The organism is Pseudomonas sp. FW305-96 (assembly GCF_058783825.1).
The window spans coordinates 106022-128442 of record NZ_JBYSYW010000014.1; the positions used below are offsets into that span (position 1 = coordinate 106022).

Sequence of the window (22421 nt, forward strand, 5' to 3'; positions counted from 1 at the left end):
ACAAGCAGTCGATCATAGGGTTGTCCAATGCGCGGCATGCCCCAAGACGTGCCGGGCAGGCCTTGGCCGAGAGGCTTCGAGGCATGGGTCGTGCCGGCGGAAGGTGGTGCCGGACGCCAGGGATGGGTGTTGCGGAAACGTTTATGCTAATTTTTCTTGATTGAACGGTCAGTCAATAAAGTATTTCTGACTTTTTCTTGAGGCTTACTTCTTGTAGCTTTGCGGGTCTTTTATTCAAGGAGTTGAACATGCAAGGCAAGGCGCGCAAGGTCGTCCAGGCCATCCTTTACGAGGCCATCGCCGTGGCTTGCGTGGCACCGGCGCTGGAGCTGGCGTTCGGCGCGGGCATGGCGCAGTCGACGGTATTGTCGGTCCTCATGTCGGGCATCGCGATGAGCTGGAACATGGCCTACAACTGGGCCTTCGAGCGCTGGGAGGCGCGCCAGCACAAGCGCAGCCGCACCTTGCTGCGGCGCCTGCTGCATGCCTTGGGTTTCGAGGGCGGGCTGGTGCTGATCCTGCTGCCGCTGGTGGCGTACTGGCTGGATATCGGCCTGTGGGCGGCGCTGGTCACCAACCTGGCGTTGTTCGTGTTCTTCTTCGTCTATGCGTTCGTGTTCCAGTGGGGCTTCGACAAGGTTTTCGATGTGCCAGTCTCGGCGCAGGGCTGCTGATCGGGGCTTTTCGCACAAGCCCCTGGGATTCCCCTTTGAATCGCGCATCGCCAATAATCCGTATTCACCCTTGCCAGGCTCGCATCAATGCCGCGCCCTATCATCCTGCCGCTCGCCGAGAACTACCGCCATGGCGAGCACATCGCCCCGCATTGCCATGACCGCGCCCAGCTGATCCATGCCATCAGCGGCGTGGTCACGGTCAGTGCCCGCGAGGGCAACTGGGTGGTCCCCCCTGGGCGAGGTGTGTGGGTACCGGCGGCTGTCGATCATGAGCTGCGCATGGCCGGCGTGGTGCGCATGCGCACCCTGTTCGTCGACCCGGGCGCGCGCCCGGACTTGCCGCGTCAATGCCAGGTGATCGAGATCTCGCCGTTGCTGCGCGAACTGATCATCCGCGCCATGGACATCGCCCCCGATCATCCGGCGCAAGGCCGCGAGGCGCGGATCATGCAACTTATCCTCGACGAGATCCGCGTGCTGCCGGTGTTCGCCCTGCATGTGCCGAGCCCGCATTCGGCGCACCTGCAAGGACTGTGCGAAGCGCTGCGCCAGGCCCCGTCCGAGGACTGGAGCCTGGCTCGCGCCGCGGCCTACAGCGGCTTGAATGCGCGCACCCTGACTCGCGCCTTCCAGCGCGAGACCGGGTTGAGCCTGGTGCAATGGCTGCGGCGCATGCGCCTGTTGGCCAGCCTGGATGCCCTGGCGGCCGGACAGTCGGTGCTGGAGGTGGCGCTGGACCTGGGCTATGACAGCCCCAGCGCGTTCAGCGCGATGTTCCGCCGTACCCTCGGGGTGTCGCCATCGGTCTACTTCGGCAGGACCGCCGAGCGCTGGTAGGCCAGCCCTGGTGCTTCGTCCCAGCCGCCGCCCAGCGCGGTGAACAGGTTCACCTCGGCCAGCAACTGCGCCAGGCGATCACTGATCAGGCCTTGCTGGGCGCTGAACAGCGAGCGCTGCGCATCGAGGAACGTCAGGCTGCTGTCGATGCCGTTGCGGTAGCGATTCTCGGCCAGGTCGTGGTAGCGCTGACTGGCCTCGACCAGGTCGCGTTGGGCCTGCAGCTGCTGCTGGTAGGTGGTGCGCGCCGCCAGGCCGTCGGCCACCTCCTGAAAGGCGGTCTGGATCGATTTTTCGTAGCGCGCCACCTGCATGTCCTTTTGCAGCTTGGCGTAATCGAGACTGGCGCGCAGGCTGCCGGCATTGAACAGCGGCAGGTTCACTTGCGGCTGGAACAGCCAGCTGCCGGTGCCGGCATCGAACAGGTCGGCCAGCTCGCGGCTGCTGCTGCCGGCGTTGGCGGTCAGGCTGATGCTTGGGAAGAACGCCGCCCGTGCCGCGCCGATGTTGGCGTTGGCGGCCTGCAACTGGTATTCGGCCTGGCGGATATCGGGCCGGCGCTGCAGCAGGTCGGCGGGCAGGCCGGCCGGCACCCGGGCGATCTGCTCGTTGGCCAGGGGCAGGGGCGGCAGGTGCTCATCGACCTGCGCGCCGACCAGGCGCTGTAACTGGTTGAGGTCCTGGGCGGCCAGGCGGGTATAGCGCGCGACGGCGGCGCGGGTGCTGTCGACCCGGGTGGTGGCCTGGATCTGGTCGAGCGCCGACAGCGTGCCGGTGCGGCGCTGGCGCTGGGTCAGGCGCAGGCTTTTCTCGTCGGCCTGCAAGGTCTGGCGCGACAGGGCCAGCAGTTCCTGGTCGGCGCGCCAGGTCAGGTAGGCGCCGGCAACGCTGCTGATCAGGCTGAGCTCGGCGCCACGCCGTGCCTCGTCGGTAGCCAGGTAACTGAGCAGGGCCTGGTTGCTGAGGCTGCGCAGGCGGCCGAACAGGTCCAGCTCATAGGCGCTGATGCCGATGGTGGCCGATTGCTGTGTGCTGATCACGCCTTCGCCACCGGTACGCCGCCGTGGCAGGTACTGGCGTGTGCCTTGGGCATTGGCGGCGATCTTCGGCAGTAACTCGGCGCGCTGGATGCGGTATTGGGCGCGGTAGGCTTCGGCGTTGAGCACGGCCACGCGCAGGTCGCGGTTGTTGGCCAGCGCGGTGTCGAGCAGTTGGCGCAGCACCGGGTCGCGGAAGACCCCCTGCCAGTCGCGGGGCAGTGCCGTGGTGGACGGCCCGCCCCGATAGGCGGGGCCGCTGGGGTATTGCTCGGCGCTGGGCGAGGGGGGGCGCTGGTAGTCGGGGGCCAGGCTGCAGCCGGTCAGCACGAGGGCAAGCAAGGGTAGTGTGATTTGCCGCATGGCAGGGTCTCTGGGTTCAAGTGCCGGCCATCCAGCGGGCCAGGCCGTGGCGTCCGCTGACGCCGAGCTTGGCGGTGGCGCGTTTGAGGTAGGTCTCGATCGAGCTGCTCTTCACGTTCAGGCGCTGGGCCATCTGCGGCACGGTGCCACCGGTGAGCAGGCCGATGCACACCTCCTGCTCGCGGCTGGACAGGCGGATTGCGTCTTGCTCCAGGCGCTCGGTGAACACCTGGCGCAGCGACCCGGTCTCATCGGGCAGCAGGCCGCCCGGGCGGCGACTGGCCGCCTGCAGGAACAGCTGGGCGTGATGCTCGACCAACGGCAGCAGTGTGTCGGACAGGCGCTTGAGCAGCGACAGCTCGGCCAGCGAGAACATTCCCTCGCTGCGCAGCCGTTGGCAGCAGATGACCCAGCGCCGGTTGCCGCTGCGCGATACCAGGTTGCACTGGTGCACGGGGGCGTTTATCTGGATCAGCAGCGGGTCTTCCATGCGCATGATGCTTTGCAGCAGGGGGTGGCGCAGAGGCTCCTGAACCGGTGTTTCCTCGGGGCGGCCGGCACTGCCCAGTGCCTTGACCTGGCGGATGCTGGCCTGGTCGCTGTCGAGGGTCCATTCGCTGAGGTCGAGGCGATGGAGCGGCACCTGGTCACCGATCAACTGGAACATCTGTTCGGCGAAGGTGCCATCGCCGGTGCTGGCAACCAGTGCCCCCAGTTGCAGGTACAGGTGCGGGTCGTGGCAGTGTTCGAGGCTGTCGATCAGCTTCATGTGCTTGTCTTCCTTGATCCGGTAACGCGGCGGGGTCTCGCGGTCGAGTCCTCTCTGTGCTGGGGCTTGGCGCTATTGAATAGCAGGCTCCAAGCCTGCGTCTGTAGCGGAAAGCGGGGACAGGAAATGCCAATTAATCCGACAAGAAAAGTCGGTGTTTTTCCCCTGATGTACCTTGCGGATCGCAGGATTGTCGGACAATTGGCGCCGGTAAGCGGCGAGATCGGCGGCGTTTGCCACGCTCGCTCACAGGGGTAGGCCGCTGCCGGCTGCCCGCTAGCGTCAATGTCCTACAAAAGATTCCGCAGGTTCAGGCTGAGCAAAAAGGCCCTGCCATTGTCCGGGTTTGGGGGGCCATACAGGGGCCGGGGTGGGTGCTTGAATCCGCGAACGACCCCGTTTCAAGGAAGATCCACGCCATGTCCGCCGCCGACACCTTTCCCCTGACCTGCGCCCAGCGCGACATCTGGCTCGACCAGATCAGCCATGGCGATTCGCCGCTCTACAATGTCGGCGGTTATGTCGAGCTCGATGGCCGTGTGGACTGCGGGCTGTTGAGCCAGGCGCTTGACCATCTGGTCCGCGTGCACGACGGGTTGCGCACGGTGCTGGTGCGCCATGCCGGTGGCGATGGCCTGGCGCGCCAGCGCTTCGCCCGCGACGTGCGGGTCGCGCTGGACGAGCATGACCTGCGCGACCACAGCGCACCGTTCGAGGCGGCGCAGGGGCTGATCAAGACGTTGCTGCAACAGCGCTTCGCCCTCGAGCGCGGGCCACTGGTGCGCATGGCGCTGCTCCACCTGAGCGAGTGCCGCAGCCTGTTGGTCCTGCAAGGTCACCACCTGATCTTCGATGGTTGGGGCCTGGAGCAGTTCGTCTACCAGTTGGGCCAGTACTATGGTTGGCTTGAACAGGGCCTGGCGTTGCCGGACTCAGCGCCGTCCTACCAGGCCTTCATCGAGGACGACCTGGCGTACCAGGGCTCGGCACGCCAGCAGCGTGACCTCGCCTACTGGCTGGACAAGTACCGGACGCTGCCCGATGCGTTGCTCAGGCCACGTGACCAGGGGCTGCCCGCCACCGCCACGCCGAGCAATGCGCTGGAGTGCAGCTTCGACACCAGATTGCTGACGCGCATGCACCAGCTGGCCGCCGAGTTGCAGGGGTCGGCCCTGCATGTGTTGCTGGCGGCGCTGCATGTCTGCTGCGCCCGGGCCTGGCAGCGTGACGACTGGGTAATCGGCTTACCAGTGCGCAACCGTGGCAATGCCCGGGCCAAGGCGACGCAAGGGATGTTCGCCCAGGTCAATGCGTTGCGCATGGACTTCGGCAGGACCTTGAGTTTTGCCGATCTGGTGCGGCGCATTGGCGACACCCTGAAGCGCGACCTGCGCCACCAGCGCTTGCCGCTGAGCGAGCTCAACCGTGCGCTGGGCCTGTCCCGCGAGGCCCGTGGGCAGTTGTTCGAGATCACCGTGTCCTACGAGGAAGAGGGTCACGACTTGCGTTACGGCAGCCTCGGCGCACACAGCGTCAAAGTGTGCAACGACCACGAGCCCACCCCGTTGTCGATTTACCTGCGCAGCAATCCGCACAATGGCAAGGCCTGGTTGCATCTGGTGTACAACCAGGCCTGGCTGGTGTCCGAGGAGGTCGAAGCGTTCAGCGCGCGCTTGCTTCATGTGCTGGCCCAAGGGCTCGAGCAACCGCAGGCGGGCATCGACAGCTACGACCTGTTGCTTGCCGAGGAACACCAGCGCCTGCGGCAGTGGAACGCCACCGCCCAAGGCCCCGAGGGCCCAGCCTTGGTTCACCGACGCATCGAGGCCCAGGCCGCGACACGCGCCGGGGCGACGGCCGCCGTGCATCAGGGGCGCAGCCTGAGCTACGGCGAACTGAACGACCGCGCCAACCAGTTGGCCGCGCAACTGCTGGCCATGGGCGTGCTGCCAGAGCAGCGGGTGGCGGTGCTCGCCCGGCGCGGCCTGGACACCCTGGTCGGCTTGCTCGCGGTGCTCAAGGCTGGCGCGGCTTATGTGCCGGTGGACCCGGCGCACCCGAGCGAGCGCCTGCAGTACCTGATCGATGACTGCGCGCCGAAGGTGGTGCTGACCCTCTCGGGCCTGCGTGACCGCCTGCCGGCCACGAGCGTGCCGGTGATCGAGCTGGACCGCTTGCCATCGGCCAGGGCAGGGCTGGCCAACCCCCAGGTAGCCCAGCTGTCCGGCGCCAACCTGGTCTACGTGATCTACACCTCCGGCTCCACCGGCCAACCCAAGGGCGTGATGGTCGAGCACCGCATGCTGGCCAATCTGGTCGACTGGCACTGTGCTGCCTTTGACCTGCACGCGGGCAGCCATGCCTCCAGCCTGGCCGGCTTCGGCTTCGATGCGATGGCCTGGGAAGTCTGGCCAGCCCTGTGCGCCGGCGCGACGCTGCACCTGGCGCCGGTGGGCGAAGGGGGCGAGGATATCGATGCGCTGTTGCGCTGGTGGCGCGCCCAGCCGTTGCAGGTCAGCTTCCTGCCCACGCCAGTCGCCGAGCACGCCTTCGCCCAGGGCGAGCCACACCCGACCTTGCAGACCTTGCTGGTCGGCGGCGACCGCCTGCGGCGCCTGGCCCGGGAGCGGGGTTGCCGGATCATCAACAACTACGGCCCGACCGAGGCCACGGTGGTCGCCAGCGCTGGCGAGGTGCACCCCGGGCAGGTGCTGCATATCGGCGCGCCGGTGGCCAATGCGCGCCTGTACGTGCTGGATGCCCAGGGGCGACAACTGCCGGTGGGCGCCCTGGGCGAGTTGTACATTGGTGGCGCGGGGGTCGCCCGTGGTTACCTGAACCGCCCCGAGCTCACCGCCGAACGCTTCCTTGACGACCCTTTCGCCCAGCAGCTTGGCGCGCGGATGTACCGCACAGGGGATCTGGTGCGCTGGTTGCCCGAGGGCACCCTGGAGTATCTGGGCCGCAGTGACGACCAGGTGAAGATCCGCGGTGTGCGGGTGGAGCTGGGCGAGATCGAGAGTGCGCTGGCGAGCCACGCGGCCGTGCGTGAGGCCGTGGTACTGCTGCGTGACGGGCAGTTGGTGGCCTGGTATGTCGCCGGGCAGGTACTGACCCCGCTGGACCTGCATGAGCACCTGCGCGACCGCTTGCCCGCGGCAATGCTGCCTTCGGCCTATGTGGCGATGGCGGCCTGGCCGCTGACCGCCAATGGCAAGCTCGACCGTCGCGCCTTGCCGGCACCGGACAGCGAAGCCTCGGTGCGGCGTACCCACGAGCCACCGCAGGGCGAGCTCGAGCAGCGCCTGGCCGCGCTATGGGCCGAGCTGCTGGAGGTAGAGCAGATCGGGCGGCATGATCACTTCTTCGAACTGGGGGGCCATTCGCTGCTGGCGGTACGCCTGATCGAGCGCATGCGCCAGGCAGGGCTGCACGCCGATGCCCAGGTGCTGTTCGGCCAGCCGACCCTGGCCAGCCTCGCCGCTTCGCTCGGCAGCGCCCCCGCGCAAGCGGTACCGGCCAACCGCGTGGCGCCGGGTTGCCAGCGCGTCACCCCCGAGATGCTGGCCTTGACCCACCTCGACCAGGCCAGCATCGACCAGATCGTCGGCACGGTTCCGGGCGGCGCGGCCAATGTGCAGGAGATCTACCCCCTGGCGCCGTTGCAGGAAGGGCTGCTGTACCATCACCTCACCGACGAGCGCGATCCCTACCTGCAGCAGGCGCTCTTCGCCTTCGACAGCAGGGCGGCGCTGGAGGCGTTCAACCAGGCCCTGGCCCGGGTCATCGAGCGCCACGACATCCTGCGCACCAGCCTGGCCTGGGAAGGCCTGGCACAGCCCCAGCAGGTGGTGTGGCGCCAGGCTTGGCTGCCATTGAGCGTGCTCGGGCCCGGCCCGGGCGATGCGGCCGCGCGGCTACGCGAACAGGGGCTGCGGCTTGACCTGCGCCAGGCACCGATGATGGCCCTGGCCTGTGTCGAGGACAGCGTGCAGGCGCGATGGCTGGGCCTGCTGCATTTCCACCATCTGGTCAACGACGCGGTCTCGGTGCAGGTGCTGCTCGCCGAGCTGGCGACGCTGATGGCAGGCGAAGGCCATGACCTGCCTGTTCCGGTGGCTTACCGCAACTATGTTGCGCTGAGCCGCGATGAGCGCCGGCAGGCCAGCCATGAACGGTACCTGCGCGAGGCCCTGGCCGGGGTGCTGGCGCCGCCCCGGCTGGCCGGCATGGCTGAAGGGCCGCAAGGGGGGGCGCAGGTCGAGACCTGCGCCATCACCGTGCCCGAGGCCCTGGCCGCCACCCTGCGCCAGCGCGCGCGCCAGCACGATGTCGGCCTTGGCAGCCTGATGCACCTGGCCTGGGCGCAGGTACTAGGGGCGCTGGGCGGCCGTGACGAGGTGGTCTTCGGCACCGTGCTGCTGGGCCGGGTGATGGCCGGCGAGGGCGCCGACCGGGCGCTGGGCATGTTCATCAACAGCCTGCCGTTGCGCGTGTCGCTGGCCGGGCGCAGCGTGGCCCAGGCCCTGGCCGGTACCCATAGCCAACTGGCGGCGCTGCTCGGGCACGAGGACGCGCCATTGGTCCTGGCCCAGCGTTGCAGCGGCCTGCCAGCCGGCGTGGCACTGTTCGACAGCCTGCTCAACTATCGGCATGGCGCGGCGCAGACTGTGTCGTTGCCGGGCGTGTCGCTGCTCGAGGCCAGCGAGGTGCACAGCCATGCCCTGGTGCTGACCGTGGACGAGGAGGGCGACACCTTGCGCCTGAGTGTGCGTGCGCCCCGTGAGCTAGGCGCCGAGCGTGTGCTCGGGCATGTGTCGTGCGCGCTGCGGGGCTTGGCCGAGGCGCTGGCCGGCCAAGCCCCGGTGGCGCTCGAATCGCTGTCGACCTTGCCGGAGGATGAACGCCGCTACCTGCTGGAGACCGTCAACGCCACCGAGGTGGCGCTGGACCCTGGATACCCGCATCTGCCGGCCATGTTCGCCGCTCAGGTGAGGCGCGCGCCGGATGCCGTGGCGCTGCAGACCGAGCAGACGCAACTGACCTACCGCGAGCTCGATGCCCAGGCCAATCGCCTGGCGCACCACTTGATAGGCCTCGGCGTGCGGCCCGACACGCGGGTCGCCGTATGCCTCGAGCGTGGCGTGGCGCTGATCGTCGGCCTGCTGGGCGTGCTCAAGGCCGGTGGTGCCTATGTGCCGCTGGATCCTGACTACCCCGACGAGCGCCTGCACTACCTGCTCGCCGACAGCGCACCGCTGGCGCTGCTGGTGCAGGGCGCCACCCGCGGCCTGTTCGATGGCCAGCAAACACCGTTGGTGGACCTGGACCAGGGCGCCTGGCAGGCGCACAGCGACCAGGCGCCCGCGCTGGCGGAGCTTGGCGGCGGGCACCTGGCCTATGTCATGTATACCTCAGGCACCACCGGCACGCCGAAGGGCGTGATGGTCGAGCACCGCGGGCTGTGCAACCTGATGCGCTGGGGCAGCGACCTGTGCCCGCCGCAGGCCGATGACGGGTTGCTGCAACGGGCGCCGTTCAGCTTCGATGGCTCGGTATGGGAGCTGTTCTGGCCATTGTGCGCGGGGCTGCGCCTGGTACTGGCGCGCCCTGACGGGCACCGTGACCCGGCCTACCTGGTGCAACTGATCCAGGCCCGCCAGGTGACCACCGTAAAGTTCGTGCCGGCCTTGTTGCATGCCTTCCTCGACACCCCGGGCGTAGAGCGCTGCACCAGCCTGCGCGATCTGTTCTGCGGGGGCGGCGAACTGACCCTGGCACTGGCGCAGCGCGTGCGCGAGCGACTGCCCCGGGTGCGCCTGCACAATGTCTATGGCCCCACCGAGGCCACCGTCGACAGCACCGCCTGGACCTTGGAACCGCAGCAGCCACTGCCCGTCGTCGCCCCACCGATCGGGCGGCCAATCGGCAACACCCGCCTGTATGTGCTCGACGCCCATGACCGCCCGGTGCCCACGGGGTGCGCCGGCGAGCTGCACATCGGCGGTATCGGCGTGGCCCGTGGTTACCTGGGCTTGCCGGCACTGCAGGCCGAGCGCTTCATCGCCAGCCCGTTCGTGGCCGGTGACCGGCTGTATCGCACCGGCGACCTGGTGCGTTACCGCGCCGATGGCGAACTGGAGTTCCTTGGGCGCAACGATTTCCAGGTCAAGCTCAATGGCCTGCGTATCGAGCCAGGCGAGATCGAGGCTCTACTGGCGAGCCACCCGGCCCTTGGCCAGGCCGTGGTGCTGGTGCGCGAGGATCGCCTGGTGGCCTATGCCAGCTGCCGCGATAACCACGACGCGCCAACACCTGAGGCGTTGCGTGGCTACCTGCTGGCGCGCCTGCCGGCCTACATGGTGCCGTCGGCCTACGTGCTGCTGGCCGAGCTGCCGCTGAGCGCCAATGGCAAGGTCGATCGCAACGCCTTGCCGGTGCCAGGCGCTGCGGCGGTGATCAGCCGGGCCTACCAGGCACCGCGGGATGAGCTGGAGCAGGCCTTGGCGCAGATCTGGACCGAAGTGCTGAAGATCGAGCAGGTCGGTCGCGACGACAACTTCTTCGAGCTGGGCGGGCATTCACTGCTGGCGGTCAGCCTGGTGGCACGCATGCGCCAGGCCGGCTTGCACGCCGATGCGCGGTTGCTGTTCAGCCAGCCGACCTTGGCGGGACTCGCGGCCAATACCCGCCGCGAGCAGGTACAGGTGGAGATCGCCCAGACCACCATCCCGGCGCTCAAGGGCAGGCGGCGGATCTGATGGGGCGGCGTGACGAGCACTGCCTGGGGGCGGGCTACCGCGGCGAGATGCGATAGACGCAGCGCCGGTCCCCCGAGATCAGGTGCTCGCAGCGCTCAACCCGCCCTTGTTCGCCGATTGCCGCTTGGAACACCTGCAGCTCGCTGCGGCAGAACCCTTGGCAACGGGTGGCGGCAATGCAGATCGGGCAGTGGTTCTCGACGATCAGCCAGTTGTCGCCGTCGGCCTGGATCTCGGCCATGTAGCCTGCGCGTTCACGCAATTGCACAAGGATGCGCACCTTGTCTTCCAGGCTTTCGGCTCCTGCGCAGGCTTGCTGATACTCGCGGCTGTTGCTGTCTTCCATGCGGCTGATCAGGCGGTCGACGCCATCGCTGCCGAACACCTGCTCGACGCTCTCGATCAGTTGCAGGGTTAGCACGCTGTGGGAATCGGGGAAGCGGCGCTGGGCGGTGGCGGTCAACGCCCATTTCTGCGAGGGCCGCCCGGCGCCCTTGGCCGGCACGCTGATGCCGCTGATCAGCTCGGCCGCCTGCAGTTTCTGCACCTGCTGGCGGGCGGCTTCGAAGGTGATGGCGAGCAATTGCGCAAGATCGGCGGTCTTGAGCGGCCCGCGGGTCTTGAGCAGGAACAGGATGCGGTCGGCGGTGCAGTTCGAATCTACGGTGGTCGAGGTCATGGAGCGCTGGAAACCGGGCGTGAATGAGCGGATCGGGCACTCTCCTGGGCCATCCTTTGCGCAGGCAAGTGGGCGAAGGATAGCCCGGATTCGCGGTGATTTGTGCAAGGGGGAACGATTATCGATGAGAAAATTTATATGCGATAAAAATATAAAAGGTATTAGTTGTATTTATTAGATCCGCGTCTAGGCTGATCTGCGGAGCCTGTGCTTGCCGGTCCCAGGGAGGGGTGCGTGCAAGTGCGTCAACACCTTGCTGGCAAATGCCGGGCATGGGCCCATCAAACAACAACTCGACAGGGATGTGAGTGCATGAATGCCCAGAAACCCGTGACCATCTACGAACACGCCGATGAAGTGAGCAGCCTGCAGGGCGTGGTCGACCTGGTGAAGCTCTCCGACCAGTACCGCCAGTCCGCCATCCTGCATTCGGCGCTGGCCCAGCGCGTGTTCGACCACACCCGCCAGCCAGTCGGTGCCGAGGCTTTGAGCAATGCGCTGGGTTGGGTGCCGAACAAGGGCCGTATCTTCCTCAACGCGCTGGTGGCCATGGGCCTGCTCAAGCGCACCGCACAAGGCTTCGAGAACCTGCCGCTGAGCCAGCGTTTCCTGGTCAGCGACAGCGCCGAGTTCATCGGCCCGATCATCGACCATCAGCGCTTGCAGTGGCACAACTGGCCACGCCTGGACGAAGTCCTGCGCAGCCGCGATTCGCTGGACTTCCAGCAGGAGAACCGCTTCAAGCACGACCTGGCGGCCCGCGATGCCTTCAACGACGCCATGGTCCGTTTCAGCCAGCCGATGGTGGACGTGCTGCGTGACCTGCCGCTGTTCGACAAGGCCCGTCGGGTGATCGACCTCGCCGGCGGCCACGGCACCTACCTGGCCGAGATCGCCAGCCGCCATCCGCAGGTCAAAGGGGAGGTCTGGGACCTGGAACCCACCCGCGAGGCGGCCGCGGCCACCTTCGCCAAGTACCGACTCGACGAGCGCCTGGGTTTCCATGCCCGCAACCTGCTGGACCTGGCCCAGTACCAGGGCGAGCGCGCCGATGTGGTGATGCTCAACGACTGCCTGCACTACTTCACCCGCGAGCAGGTGCGCACCCTGATCGCTGGCGCCGCTGGCATGGTCGAGGGCGACGGCGCGCTGCTGGTGCTGAGCATGGCCCTGGAAGACGATGAGATTCATCCGGCCCTGTCGGCCGACTTCTCCCTGCACATGATGCTCAACACGGTCAACGGTGAACTGCACCCCAGCCGTTACCTGATCGACAGCATGGCAGCGGCGGGGCTCACGGTGGAGCAGGAACCGATCGGCCGCTACACCCTGCTGATCGGCCGGAGGGCTGCCTGATGTTGCGTCTATTGGCATTGCACGCCGCGCCGCTCGGTGACGCCGCTGCCCAGGCCCTGGACAGCCTGGGCAGCGCCGCGGCCGCAGCGGGTTTCAGCCTGCAGGTCAGCCAGAAGCCGGTCGGCCAGGGCCCGGTGGACGCGGTCTGCCTGTTGCTCGACAGCGCCACGCCCCCCACAGCGCTGAACACCCTGCTCAGCGAGGCCGCCGGGCTGTGCCGGAATACCGCGCTGGTGCTGGTGCGGGTGCAAGGCACGCTGGCGCAGCTGCCGTCCGCCACGGGGGTGATCGCCCAGTGGCAGCAGGCCAGCCAGGGCTTCCTCTACCCGTACCCGCTGGATATCGCCAGCGGGCAGGTGCCCGGGGTGGCGATCAAGGACTGGCTGGCGGGCTTCGCCAAGTTCGCCGCGGCAACCAAACTGTGGCGTTCCCTCGACGGCCTGGAGCTGGACGAGGCGGCGCGGGCCAGGCAGCGTCCGGAAATGAACCACGTGAACATCCTGACCCGCGACCTGGAGGCGTCCAAGGCCTTCTACAGCGACATACTCGGCGCCAACTACTGCTACAACCTCGGCCCGCGCAAGGCAGTCATGGAGCTTAACGGCTTCGACTTCTTCATCGAACAGAGCGAGTCGTTCAGCTACCCGGCCGGCTACCACATCGGCATACGGGCACTACCCGAGGATGTAAGGCGCATTGCCGACCAGGTCACCGCCGCCGGCACCATCAAGCTGGTCAAGGGCAACGGCCCGGCGCCGGGTTATCACCATGGGCCGGACAACGTGCGCAGCGCCGTCTACTTCGAAGACCCCGATGGGCTGGTGATCGAGGTGTACAGCGCCGAAGTGGAGATGATCGAAAGCAACCCGCGGTTGCTCCTCGACCGTCTCTGACCCCACGTCGTCACACGCTTGCCGTGCCTTTGCGCGCGCAGGTGTGTGCCCAGGCAGGTATTCGCATGAACAGCTACAAACAGTGGCATTGGCCACGGCTGCCCAGCCCGTTGCCCAAGGATGTCAGTGACCGGGCGTTGATGGGCTATTCCGAGCAGTACCAGGAGCATCCCCTGCAGGTCAAGGTCGGCGAAGCGTTCGCCGATCTGCTCCAGGCTCCGCTGGATGTCCTGCTCGCCATCCTGGAACAGCCGCGCCAGCCTTTGGCGCGTCGCATCGGCGCCGGCGAGGTGCTGGCGCTGCGCGGTGATCCGCGCATCGACACCTTCGCCCCGGACATGATCGACATTCCCGCGGCGCGGGTGCACATCGGCCTGGACCCAGGCGCGGTGGCGCAGGTGATGGACCAGTTCGACGGGCTGGGCCTGGACCGCAGCTGGATCGAAAAGGAGACCCCGCGCCATGCGGTCGAGCTGGCGGCGTTCCGCATCGCCCGCTTCCCGGTGACGCACCAGGAGTATCGCCAGTTCCTGCTCGACAGCGGTCATGCCGGCATCCCCGACGGCTGGGCCTTCGGCCGTTACCCACGGCACCATGCCAACCACCCGGTGTACAGCGTCTCGGCCAGCGATGCCGATGCCTATGCCCGCTGGCTCAGCGAGCGTACCGGCCGGCGCTTCGCCCTGCCCACGGAGGCGCAGTGGGAGTATGCCGCCGCCGGTGCCGAAGGGCGCCAGTTCCCCTGGGGCGACGCCTACCAGGTCGAGCACGCCAACACTGCCGAGCTGGGCTACCTGGACAGCACGCCGGTCGGTGTGTTCATCGATGCGGCCTCGCCGTTCGGCGTGCTGGACATGGCCGGCAACGTGGAGGAGTACGTTGCCGAGGACTACCAGCCTTATCCCGGTGGCCCCCGCATCGAGGACGACCTGGTGCTCGATGTTGGCACCCACCGCGTGGCCCGTGGTGGCAGCTTCACCCGTTTCCGCGACCTGGCGCGTACCGCGCGCCGCCACGGGCGTTACCCGCGACCGATCTACGTCATGGGTTTGCGCCTGGTTGAAAACCACAACTGAGTTTTTCCGTCTTCCGTGCAAGAGGTCTGATTCCATGAACAAGGATGTTTCGCTTCACACCATCGTGCCGATTTCCATCCTCGGCGGCGATGTCGATGCTCATTTCTTCGGCTTCCACGGCTTCGAGCGTGACCAGGAGCATTTCGCCGTGGGTATCGGGCGCGATCAGTGCGACGTGCCGCTGGTGCGGGTGCATTCCGAATGCATCACCGGCGATGTGTTCGGCTCGCAGCGCTGCGATTGCGGCCCGCAGCTGCAGGAGGCCCTGCGCACCCTCAAGGAGGTCGGCGGCTACCTGATCTACCTGCGCCAGGAAGGGCGCGGTATCGGCCTGTACTCGAAGTTCGAGGCCTATCTGCTGCAGGACTCGGGCCTGGACACCTACGAAGCCAACCTGCGCCTCAACCACCTGGCTGACTCACGCTCCTTCGACCCTGCCGTGCAGATCCTGCGCGCCCTGGGGGTGGACCAGTGCCGGCTGCTGACCAACAACCCGGAGAAGGTCGCCCAGTTACGCGCCGGCGGCATCGATGTGATCGAGCAGGTACCCACCGGGGTGTTCCTGACCAACCACAACCGCAACTACCTGCAGGCGAAGGCCGTCAAGTCCGCCCATTCGATCAAGCTCTGACCCCCAGCGAAAAAGGATCTTTCGATGAAACACATTGGCCCTATCAGCGGTATCGCCGCCCATGCCGCGCACTTCGTCGCCACCGCAGGCTACGACAACCAGGTGATCCTGTGGAACGCGGCCACCGGCGAGCCGATCCACCGTGTGCACCATGACCACCTGGCCAACCAGTGCGCCTTCAGCAGCGACGGCAAGCACCTGGTCAGCGCCAGCAGCGACTACACCGCGCGTATCTGGGAAGTGCCGAGCATGCGCCTGAAGGCCGTGCTGCAAGGGCACAACGACGACGTCGAGATGGCGGTGTTCTCGCCCGACAGCCTACGCGTGGCGACCTGTTCGCGTGACCACGTGCTGCGCATCTTCGACCTCGATGGCGTGCAGCTGCAGGCATTCCATGGCCACCAGGCCGACGTGATCTCGGTGGTCTGGTCGCCGGATGGCCAGCGCCTGATCTCCAGCAGCGATGACGGCACCGTGCGCCAGTGGGACACCCGCAGCGGCCAGCAATGCGACGAGGTGGACATCGGCGGCGTGGAAACCGATACCATCGCCATCACCCGCGAAGGCGTGGTGTTCGCCGGCGATGACGAGGGGCGCATCTCGATCATCGCCGACGGCCAGGTGCAGACCGTGGCGGCCCATGCCGCAGGGATCAAGCGCATTGTCTGGAACGACGACAAACGCCTGCTGGTGAGCCTGAGCTACGATCGCTCGGCGATACTCTGGACCTTCGACGCCGGGCGCAACCTGGTCAAGCGCCGCAGCACCGCGCTGCCGAGCATCGTCTGGCCACGCAGCTGCGCCTTCGTCGGCGACGAGCAACTGGTGTTCGCCACCTTCGGCTCGCGCTACGCCACCTGGAACTACGAGCAGGACCAGTGGCAGGTGTCGGGCATCGAGCCGGCGGTGAGCATCAATGCCGTGGTGCGCAGCGAAGAGCGCCAGTACAGCATCGGCGACGCCGGTATCCTGCACCGTGACGACCAGCCGGTGACCTGTGTCGGCAGCCTGTGCAACTTCCTCCTGCCGTTCGGGCCGCTGCTGCTGACCGGTGGTCAGATGGGTCAGGTGTTCGATGGCCTGTCCGGGCGCATGCTCTACCAGCACCGTTCGCCGCTCAACTGTGGCGCCACCTTCGTCAAGCAGGGCGAGGACCTGGCGCTGATCGGCACCTACACCGGCGAAGGCCTGGTGTTCGGCCATGACGGCAAGGGCGGCCTGCGCCTGGTGGCATCGATCCCCATGCACGACAACGCGATCAAGGGCGTGGCCGCCGACGAGCGTCACCTGTTCAGCGTCTGCGCCTCGGCCGACGCCGCGTTGCACAGCATCGCCGACTTCAGCTGCGTGCGGCACATCGAGGCGGCGCACACCCGCATTTCCAACGGCTGCTGCCCGATCACCGGCGGTTTCGCCAGCATCGGCCGCGACCTCAAGTTGCGCCTGTGGCTGGAGACCGGCGACGAGGTGTTCGATTCGCCGCACCAGCACTCGATCAAATGCATCGCTGCCTCCAGCGATGGCCGGGTGATCGCCACCGCTGCCTACAACGGTACCGTGGCGCTGTTCGACCTGGCCTCGCGGCGCTGGCTGCCGGTGCAGCGACCCACCGCCAGCGGCATTTCCTGCCTGACCCATGACGCGGCCAGCGATGCGTTCCTGGCCAGTTCCTATGACGGGCGCATCTACGGCATCGACGCCCGCCTGGCATCCTGAAGGAGCAGCACGATGAGCAAGCAAGCAAGCGACTTCATGCCCCAGGGCGACTACCGCAAGGCCCTCGACACCTCGTTCGTGCACCGCTACAGCCATGGCGAGGACGAGTGGTCGTGGGATGTCGGCATGATCCAGGCGGCCCAGGCCTTCCTTGAACGGCTCGACCCGCAGGGCGACCAGCATGTGCTGGATATCGGCGTGGGTCGCGGCCGCGACGCCTCCACCTTTATCCTCGCCGGGCACCGCGTCACCGGGCTGGATATCGTCGAGAACTCCAGCTGGCCGTTGCTGCGCAAGCGTTGGGGCGATCGCCTGGACCTGGTGAACAAGGCCATGCAGGACTGGCAGCCGGCGCCGGGAACGGTGTTCGACGCGGCCCTGGACAACGGCTGCTTCCACCACCAGCACCCGGATGAATGGGGCCCTTACCTGGCCCATGTGCGCCGGCTGCTGCGCCCCGGCGCCTTGGTGGGGCTGAACGTGTTCGGGGTTGATGATGCCCACCCCGAGGCGGGGTGGCGGGAAATGGACAACCAGCGCCAGGGCTATTTCTTCACCGACGATGGCATCCGCCAGACACTGGAGGCCCACGGCTTCACCTGGCAGGGCCTGGAGGTGATCGAGCGTCAGCATGGCGAGGCCCGCTATCTGCTGGCGCTGGTCCGCACGTGAGTGCGCTCGACCGCCACTACCTGGACATGGCCCTGGCGCTTGCCAACCAGGGCCTGTACAGCACCATGCCCAACCCGCGCGTCGGCTGCGTGATCGTCAACGATGGCCAGGTGGTGGGGCGCGGCTGGCACCAGCGCGCCGGCCACGCCCATGCCGAGGTACACGCCTTGCAGGAGGCAGGCCCGGCGGCGCGGGGGGCCACCGCCTATGTGACGCTCGAACCTTGTGGTCACCATGGGCGCACCCCGCCGTGTGCCGATGCCCTGGTGGCCGCCGGGGTGCGCCGGGTGGTCACGGCCAGTGCCGATGCGTCGCAGAGCATCGGTGCGCTTCGGCTGCGCGAAGCGGGCATCGCGGTCGAGGCCATGCCCTGTCCCACGGCGCGAGCGCTCAATCGCGGGTTTTTCTCGCGCATCGAGCGCCAGCGCCCCTGGGTGCGGGTGTTGCGGCCGGCGGCGCTGGCCATCGGCGCGATGGGTGAGGGCGCGATGCTCAGCCATTGCGACGAGCAGGCGCCGCTGGAGCACTGGCGGGGCAGGGCGTCGGCGTTGTTGACCACCTGTGACTGGGTCAAGGCCTGCGACCCGTCGCTGCTGGCGCAGGTACCGGCACAGCGAGTCGAGCCGGTGACTCCGTTGCGGGTGGTGGTCGATCAGGGGCTCGATTGCCCAGCCTCGGCCAAGGTGCTGGATGGCCTTGCACCGACGCTGGTGCTGCATGCGGCGCAGGCGACACGTGACGGGCGCTATGCCCGGGCGCGCTGCCAGGTGATCGAGGAGGTCGATGCGCGGCGGGTGTTGCAAGCGTTGTACGAGCTCGACTGCAATGAAGTCCAGGTCGAGGCGCAGCCGGCGTGGTGCAAGGCTCTGGCGCGCCAAGGGCTGGTGGATGAGTGGCTGGTACAGGTCTGAGCGGGGACGCCTTGTGCGTCCCATCGCTGGCAAGCCCGTTCCCACAGGATGGCGCATGGCTTGAGGTTGACGCGATCGGTGTGGGCTTGCCGGCGATGCGTCGCGTTAGCGGCGCCAGTGATCTCAGCGGCTGCAGATCAACCCAACCTGCAGGCTGTTCTGCTCGAACAGATCCCAGTACCCCGGCGGATGCGCCTTCTTGCGGATGCCGCTGATCAGCGGGGCGATCCAGCGTACATTGCGCAGCCCCACGTCATGGGCGGCTTGCTCGTAGACAGCCTTGTGCCAGCGGTAGTAAGTAAAATCCGCCGGCGGCGTGCTCATGAACTGTCCCTGGCAGCGGAAGCCGCCTTCGACCGGTTGTTCGTCCAGTACGCGGATGCCGTACTCGGTGAAATTGCCACGGGCCAGGTCGAAGGCCGGGTTGGCGGTATAGGCAATCAATCGACCGGACGGCTTGAGGTTGAGGGCGACGCTTTCGAACATGCGCCGCAGCTCCTCGACGCTGCCGGCGTAGTTGAACAACCAGGCGGCGGTGACCTTGTCGTACTGGCCGATGCGGCCCATCTGCGCCACGTCGCGCACTTCGTAGGCGATGCCGTCGTTGGCCTGGCGCGCCTGATAGATCATGCTCGGCGAGATGTCCACCCCATGCACCCGCGCCGCGCCCCAGTCCTTCAGGCGGCGGCTGAAGAAACCATGGCCGCAGGCCAGGTCGAGGATCTCCTCGCCGATCACTTCGCCGGCCATGTAGCGAAAGGTGTCGACCTCGACCCCGCGCTGGCTGGCGTGGCTGGTGAAGTCTTCGAACTGCTCGCTGATGCGCTCGTAGACTTCCTTGGATTCCTTCATGGTCACTCCTTGCGTTCAGAGGTGAGGCGCAGCGCCAATGGCAGGGCCAGCAGCGGTGCGCAGGCGAATACGGCGAACAGCCACAATGCCGCCCGGCGCGCGCCCTCGACGCCACCGGGCTCGACCAGCCCGGCGCTGTTGGCTACCAGGCCGGCCAGGGCCGCGGCCAGCGCGGTGGCATACAGCTGCACGGTGGTGATCGAGGCAGAAGCGAGGTTTTCCTCGCCGGGGCGCGCCGCTTGCAGCACGCGGGTAAGCAAGTGCGGCCAGCCCAGGCCGATGCCCAGGCCCACGCCGGCCAGGGCCAGGGCAAACACGGCCAGGCCCGGCGTGCTGGCCACCCACGTCACGGCGGGTGTCAGCAGAGCCAGGGCCAGTAGCGCCAGGACCACCAGCAGCGGGCCGCAGCGGATCTGCCAGGCGCCGCCATCGCGGTCACGCCCGGCGCTGGCCAGGGCGCCGACCGTCCAGCCGGCGGCCATCACGGCCGTCAGGTAGCCCGCGGCCAGGGGGCCGAAGCCATGGATGCGCTGGAGGAAATAGGGCACATAGATCTCGGTGGTGATGGCCGCCACCAGCAGGCACATCATGGCGAACAGCGCGCCCATCGGTTGCCTGAGACTGTAGGCGCCGGTGGGCAACAGGTGGTGACGGGCACGGGGATCGAGGCGGGCGATCAGCGCGGCGATGGCCAGCCCGGCGACGATCCCGGCCAGATTGACCCACAGTGAGTCGGCCAGGCTGGCCGCGCAGATCGCCAACACCGAGGCCACCAGGCAGGCGATCAGGCCATAGGCCGGGCGTGCGCCATTGTCGTCCAGCGCCTGGCGCGCCGGCAGGCGCAGGCAGACGATCAGCGCCAGGGCGGCGGCCACCGGCAGCAGCGACCAGAATGCCCAGCGCCAGTGCCCACCCTCGGCGAACACGCCGCCCACGGCGGGGCCGCACAGCGTGGCCACCCCCCACATCGCCGAGACCAGGGCCATGGCGCGGGGCCACAGGCGGCTCTCGAACACCAGGTGGATCAGTGCATAGCTCAAGGCGAACAGGATGCCACCGCCCAGGCCCTGCACGCTGCGCCCGACCAGCAGCAGCGGCATGCTGGTGGCCATTGCGCACACTGCCGAACCGAGGGTGAACACCAGCAGTGCGAGCAGATAGGCGACCCGTGGCCCGCCGCGAGCGAGCAAACGGGTGGAAAGGGTCGAGCCGATGATCGAGGCCACCACGAACAAGGTGGTGTTCCAGGCATAGAAGGCCAACCCGCCGATTTCGTCGATCACCGTGGGCAGCAGCGTGGTGACGATATAGACATTGACGGCGTGCAGGGCGACCCCGCCGGCCAGGGCGATCGAGCGCAGCGCGTTGCCGCCGCTGAGCAGTTCGCTCCAGCGTGCGGGGGGCTGTTCGGGGATGGCGGTCATGAAGGCTCCTTGCGTGATCCTGCGTTGGGAGTCTAGGAGCCGGAAAATCATTATTCAAGAAGTTGCTTGTGTAATTTGGCTGCAGTGGATTTGTTAGGATCGTGCTCTTTTGTCTTGTTCCAGGAGCTTCACCCATGATCATCAGCACCACCAGCCAGCTCGAAGGCCGCCCTGTTGCCGAATACCTCGGTGTGGTCAGCGCCGAATCGGTGCAGGGGATCAACTTCGTGCGCGATTTCTTCGCACGCTTTCGCGACTTCTTCGGTGGCCGTTCGCAGACCCTGGAGAGTGCGCTGAAGCTGGCCCGCGAGCAGGCCACCGAGGAGCTTGTGGCGCGGGCACGGCAGTTGCAAGCCGATGCGGTGGTAGGCGTGGACTTCGAGATCAGCATGCCGTCGGTGCAGGGCGGCATGGTCGTGGTGTTCGCCACCGGTACGGCGGTGCGGTTGAAGTAAGGCCAGTTGCCACTGGTCGGGCAAGGAGGTTTTGTCCGGCTGGTCTGCAAATGACCGGCTAGTCTCACTTCAACGGGCCGCTGCTTCACTAGGCAGGTGCATTGCCTGCCGGCACGGTCGCCATTGGAGGGAGTCAGGGCATGAGCGAATCTTTTTTTGAAGACCTGAACGATGCGTTTCCGATCAACAGCCAGGTGCGCTGCGGGCAAGCGGCCTTGCGCCTGGGCTTTGCCAACATGACCCTGGACGAATCGGAGCAACTGCAGCCGGCGCACCTGCAACGGGCCAAGAAGGGGCGGTTCACGCCGCGTGTCCCGTCGAAAAAGTGAAACAGCACATTAGCGGGGCAAGCCCGCTCCCACAGACCTTGCTAGAAATCTGTGGGGGCGGGCTTGCCCCGCGATCATGTTGGTCCGCAAAACCGCCCAACGGCACGCATTTTCCGTCATTTCTTGATCCCGCTCATGGTATCGGCGCGTCCCCCTCGCCGCCGGCTTGAGGCTGTGCTTTTCTTGCGCGGCATTTCAGACACGGAGTATCGACTTCAATGCGAATCAGGGAAGAGACCTACTGGCAATGGGCCGATGCGCAGTTGCACAGCCGCAGCCATGACGAGGAGTTGAGCGACGGCACAAGCATCGATGTGCAGGTGCGCCTGTCCAGGGTTGGCGCCACGCAGCTGTTTCTCGGGCTGTACGCCCGCGGCGGCAAGGCGTTGCTGGAGGAGTACTACCCCTCGCGCCCGGGTGAAACCATGACACGGGCTCTGGTGTGGGGCGTTGACCGTGCCCGCGCCCTGGCCACGGGCGCCTTGCCGCTGCCCGAAGCGATGCCGCGCAGGCGCCAGGCATGAAAAAGCCCGGCCTTTGTCGGGCCGGGCTCAAGAAACGGTGTAAAGCCGCGGGATCAGTTCAACGCGTCGATCACCTTGATTGCCTGCCGCTCACGGGCGGTCGGCCATTCTTGTTGCAGGGTCTCGAGTACGCGACCGACGAAGGAGGTGTCGGCGGCGGCTTTCTTGCCAACGTAGCCCTGGCCACGGCGGTAGACCTTGAAACGGGCGCGCATGCTGGGCATGTGCGATTCGAACTCGTCTTCGACCGTGTTCGGCGGCAGGCGATCCAGGCGGACCTCGCCGGATTGGCTGACCCACAGCAGGTGGTCGTCGAGGCTGTCCTTGCGCGCGGCGAACAGCTTGGCCAGTTGGTCGATGGTTGGATTGTTGTTCAAGTTCATCATAAAGCCCCCATTACTCACATTTGTTGGTGAAGTTCGTCTGAAGTTCACATTGGCGCCACACCATGTAGCGCGC

At 67.0% G+C, this 22421-nt stretch carries 19 protein-coding genes; 13 read left to right on the forward strand and 6 right to left on the reverse strand.

The window, feature by feature from the left end; translation table 11 throughout:
• Positions 1-248: 248 nt before the first annotated feature.
• Both AC3WL2_RS13210 and AC3WL2_RS13215 read left to right on the forward strand, forming a co-directional pair.
• Positions 249-674: a PACE efflux transporter gene (locus tag AC3WL2_RS13210; protein WP_102682822.1), complete on the forward strand. Its 426-nt coding sequence runs from the start codon at positions 249-251 to the stop codon at positions 672-674.
• An 87-nt stretch (positions 675-761) separates the two neighbouring features.
• Positions 762-1514, forward strand: a complete 753-nt coding sequence (locus tag AC3WL2_RS13215; RefSeq protein ID WP_102682821.1) for an AraC family transcriptional regulator — start codon at positions 762-764, stop codon at positions 1512-1514.
• Here AC3WL2_RS13215 and AC3WL2_RS13220 read toward each other — a convergent pair.
• Together AC3WL2_RS13220 and AC3WL2_RS13225 are read right to left on the reverse strand one after the other, a co-directional pair.
• Positions 1484-2914: an efflux transporter outer membrane subunit gene (locus tag AC3WL2_RS13220; protein WP_102690690.1), complete on the reverse strand. Its 1431-nt coding sequence runs from the start codon at positions 2912-2914 to the stop codon at positions 1484-1486. The genes AC3WL2_RS13215 and AC3WL2_RS13220 overlap by 31 nt on opposite strands.
• Positions 2915-2930: 16 nt before the next feature.
• Positions 2931-3683 (reverse strand): helix-turn-helix transcriptional regulator, encoded by a 753-nt coding sequence (locus AC3WL2_RS13225; protein ID WP_102685496.1) that lies wholly within the window; start codon positions 3681-3683, stop codon positions 2931-2933.
• A 419-nt stretch (positions 3684-4102) separates the two neighbouring features.
• Between AC3WL2_RS13225 and AC3WL2_RS13230 the strand changes: the two genes are divergently transcribed.
• The gene (locus tag AC3WL2_RS13230; RefSeq protein ID WP_102685063.1) at positions 4103-10444 is read left to right on the forward strand and encodes a non-ribosomal peptide synthetase; all 6342 of its coding nucleotides are present in this window, start codon (positions 4103-4105) and stop codon (positions 10442-10444) included.
• A gap of 34 nt (positions 10445-10478) precedes the next feature.
• On the opposite strand, the gene AC3WL2_RS13235 is transcribed toward AC3WL2_RS13230, so the two are convergent.
• Positions 10479-11123: a helix-turn-helix transcriptional regulator gene (locus AC3WL2_RS13235; RefSeq protein ID WP_102685062.1), complete on the reverse strand. Its 645-nt coding sequence runs from the start codon at positions 11121-11123 to the stop codon at positions 10479-10481.
• Positions 11124-11435: 312 nt separating this feature from the next.
• Here AC3WL2_RS13235 and AC3WL2_RS13240 point away from each other — a divergent pair, with 312 nt between their 5' ends.
• From AC3WL2_RS13240 to ribD, 7 genes are all read left to right on the forward strand, one after another.
• Positions 11436-12479, forward strand: a complete 1044-nt coding sequence (locus AC3WL2_RS13240) for a methyltransferase (protein WP_102685061.1) — start codon at positions 11436-11438, stop codon at positions 12477-12479.
• On the forward strand, positions 12479-13372 hold the full coding sequence (locus tag AC3WL2_RS13245) for a VOC family protein (RefSeq protein ID WP_102685060.1): 894 nt from the start codon (positions 12479-12481) through the stop codon (positions 13370-13372). Before AC3WL2_RS13240 ends, AC3WL2_RS13245 begins: the two co-directional genes overlap by 1 nt.
• Positions 13373-13437: 65 nt before the next feature.
• Positions 13438-14448: a formylglycine-generating enzyme family protein gene (locus AC3WL2_RS13250; RefSeq protein ID WP_102685059.1), complete on the forward strand. Its 1011-nt coding sequence runs from the start codon at positions 13438-13440 to the stop codon at positions 14446-14448.
• Between the two features lie 34 nt (positions 14449-14482).
• Positions 14483-15079: a GTP cyclohydrolase II RibA gene (ribA, locus tag AC3WL2_RS13255; protein ID WP_102685058.1), complete on the forward strand. Its 597-nt coding sequence runs from the start codon at positions 14483-14485 to the stop codon at positions 15077-15079.
• 24 nt (positions 15080-15103) lie between these two features.
• Positions 15104-16795 (forward strand): WD40 repeat domain-containing protein, encoded by a 1692-nt coding sequence (locus AC3WL2_RS13260; RefSeq protein ID WP_102685057.1) that lies wholly within the window; start codon positions 15104-15106, stop codon positions 16793-16795.
• A gap of 12 nt (positions 16796-16807) precedes the next feature.
• Positions 16808-17467: an SAM-dependent methyltransferase gene (locus AC3WL2_RS13265; protein ID WP_102685056.1), complete on the forward strand. Its 660-nt coding sequence runs from the start codon at positions 16808-16810 to the stop codon at positions 17465-17467.
• Positions 17464-18378 carry a bifunctional diaminohydroxyphosphoribosylaminopyrimidine deaminase/5-amino-6-(5-phosphoribosylamino)uracil reductase RibD gene (gene ribD, locus AC3WL2_RS13270; RefSeq protein WP_102685055.1) on the forward strand — a complete coding sequence of 305 codons (915 nt, stop codon included), beginning with the start codon at positions 17464-17466 and terminating at the stop codon, positions 18376-18378. Before AC3WL2_RS13265 ends, ribD begins: the two co-directional genes overlap by 4 nt.
• Positions 18379-18501: 123 nt before the next feature.
• On the opposite strand, the gene AC3WL2_RS13275 is transcribed toward ribD, so the two are convergent.
• Positions 18502-19230, reverse strand: a complete 729-nt coding sequence (locus AC3WL2_RS13275) for a class I SAM-dependent methyltransferase (protein ID WP_102685054.1) — start codon at positions 19228-19230, stop codon at positions 18502-18504.
• A gap of 2 nt (positions 19231-19232) precedes the next feature.
• Positions 19233-20654, reverse strand: a complete 1422-nt coding sequence (locus AC3WL2_RS13280) for an MFS transporter (protein ID WP_102685053.1) — start codon at positions 20652-20654, stop codon at positions 19233-19235.
• A gap of 134 nt (positions 20655-20788) precedes the next feature.
• Between AC3WL2_RS13280 and AC3WL2_RS13285 the strand changes: the two genes are divergently transcribed.
• The 3 genes from AC3WL2_RS13285 (at position 20789) to AC3WL2_RS13295 (ending at position 21962) form a co-directional block, all read left to right on the forward strand.
• Positions 20789-21109: a YbjQ family protein gene (locus tag AC3WL2_RS13285; protein ID WP_023632483.1), complete on the forward strand. Its 321-nt coding sequence runs from the start codon at positions 20789-20791 to the stop codon at positions 21107-21109.
• A 140-nt stretch (positions 21110-21249) separates the two neighbouring features.
• On the forward strand, positions 21250-21438 hold the full coding sequence (locus AC3WL2_RS13290; protein WP_023632482.1) for a hypothetical protein: 189 nt from the start codon (positions 21250-21252) through the stop codon (positions 21436-21438).
• A 218-nt stretch (positions 21439-21656) separates the two neighbouring features.
• Entirely contained in the window at positions 21657-21962 is a 306-nt protein-coding gene (locus AC3WL2_RS13295) for a hypothetical protein (protein WP_102685052.1), read from the forward strand.
• Positions 21963-22015: 53 nt separating this feature from the next.
• Here the strand turns inward: AC3WL2_RS13295 and AC3WL2_RS13300 are convergent, their stop codons facing one another.
• Entirely contained in the window at positions 22016-22348 is a 333-nt protein-coding gene (locus tag AC3WL2_RS13300; protein ID WP_102685051.1) for a hypothetical protein, read from the reverse strand.
• Positions 22349-22421 lie beyond the last annotated feature (73 nt).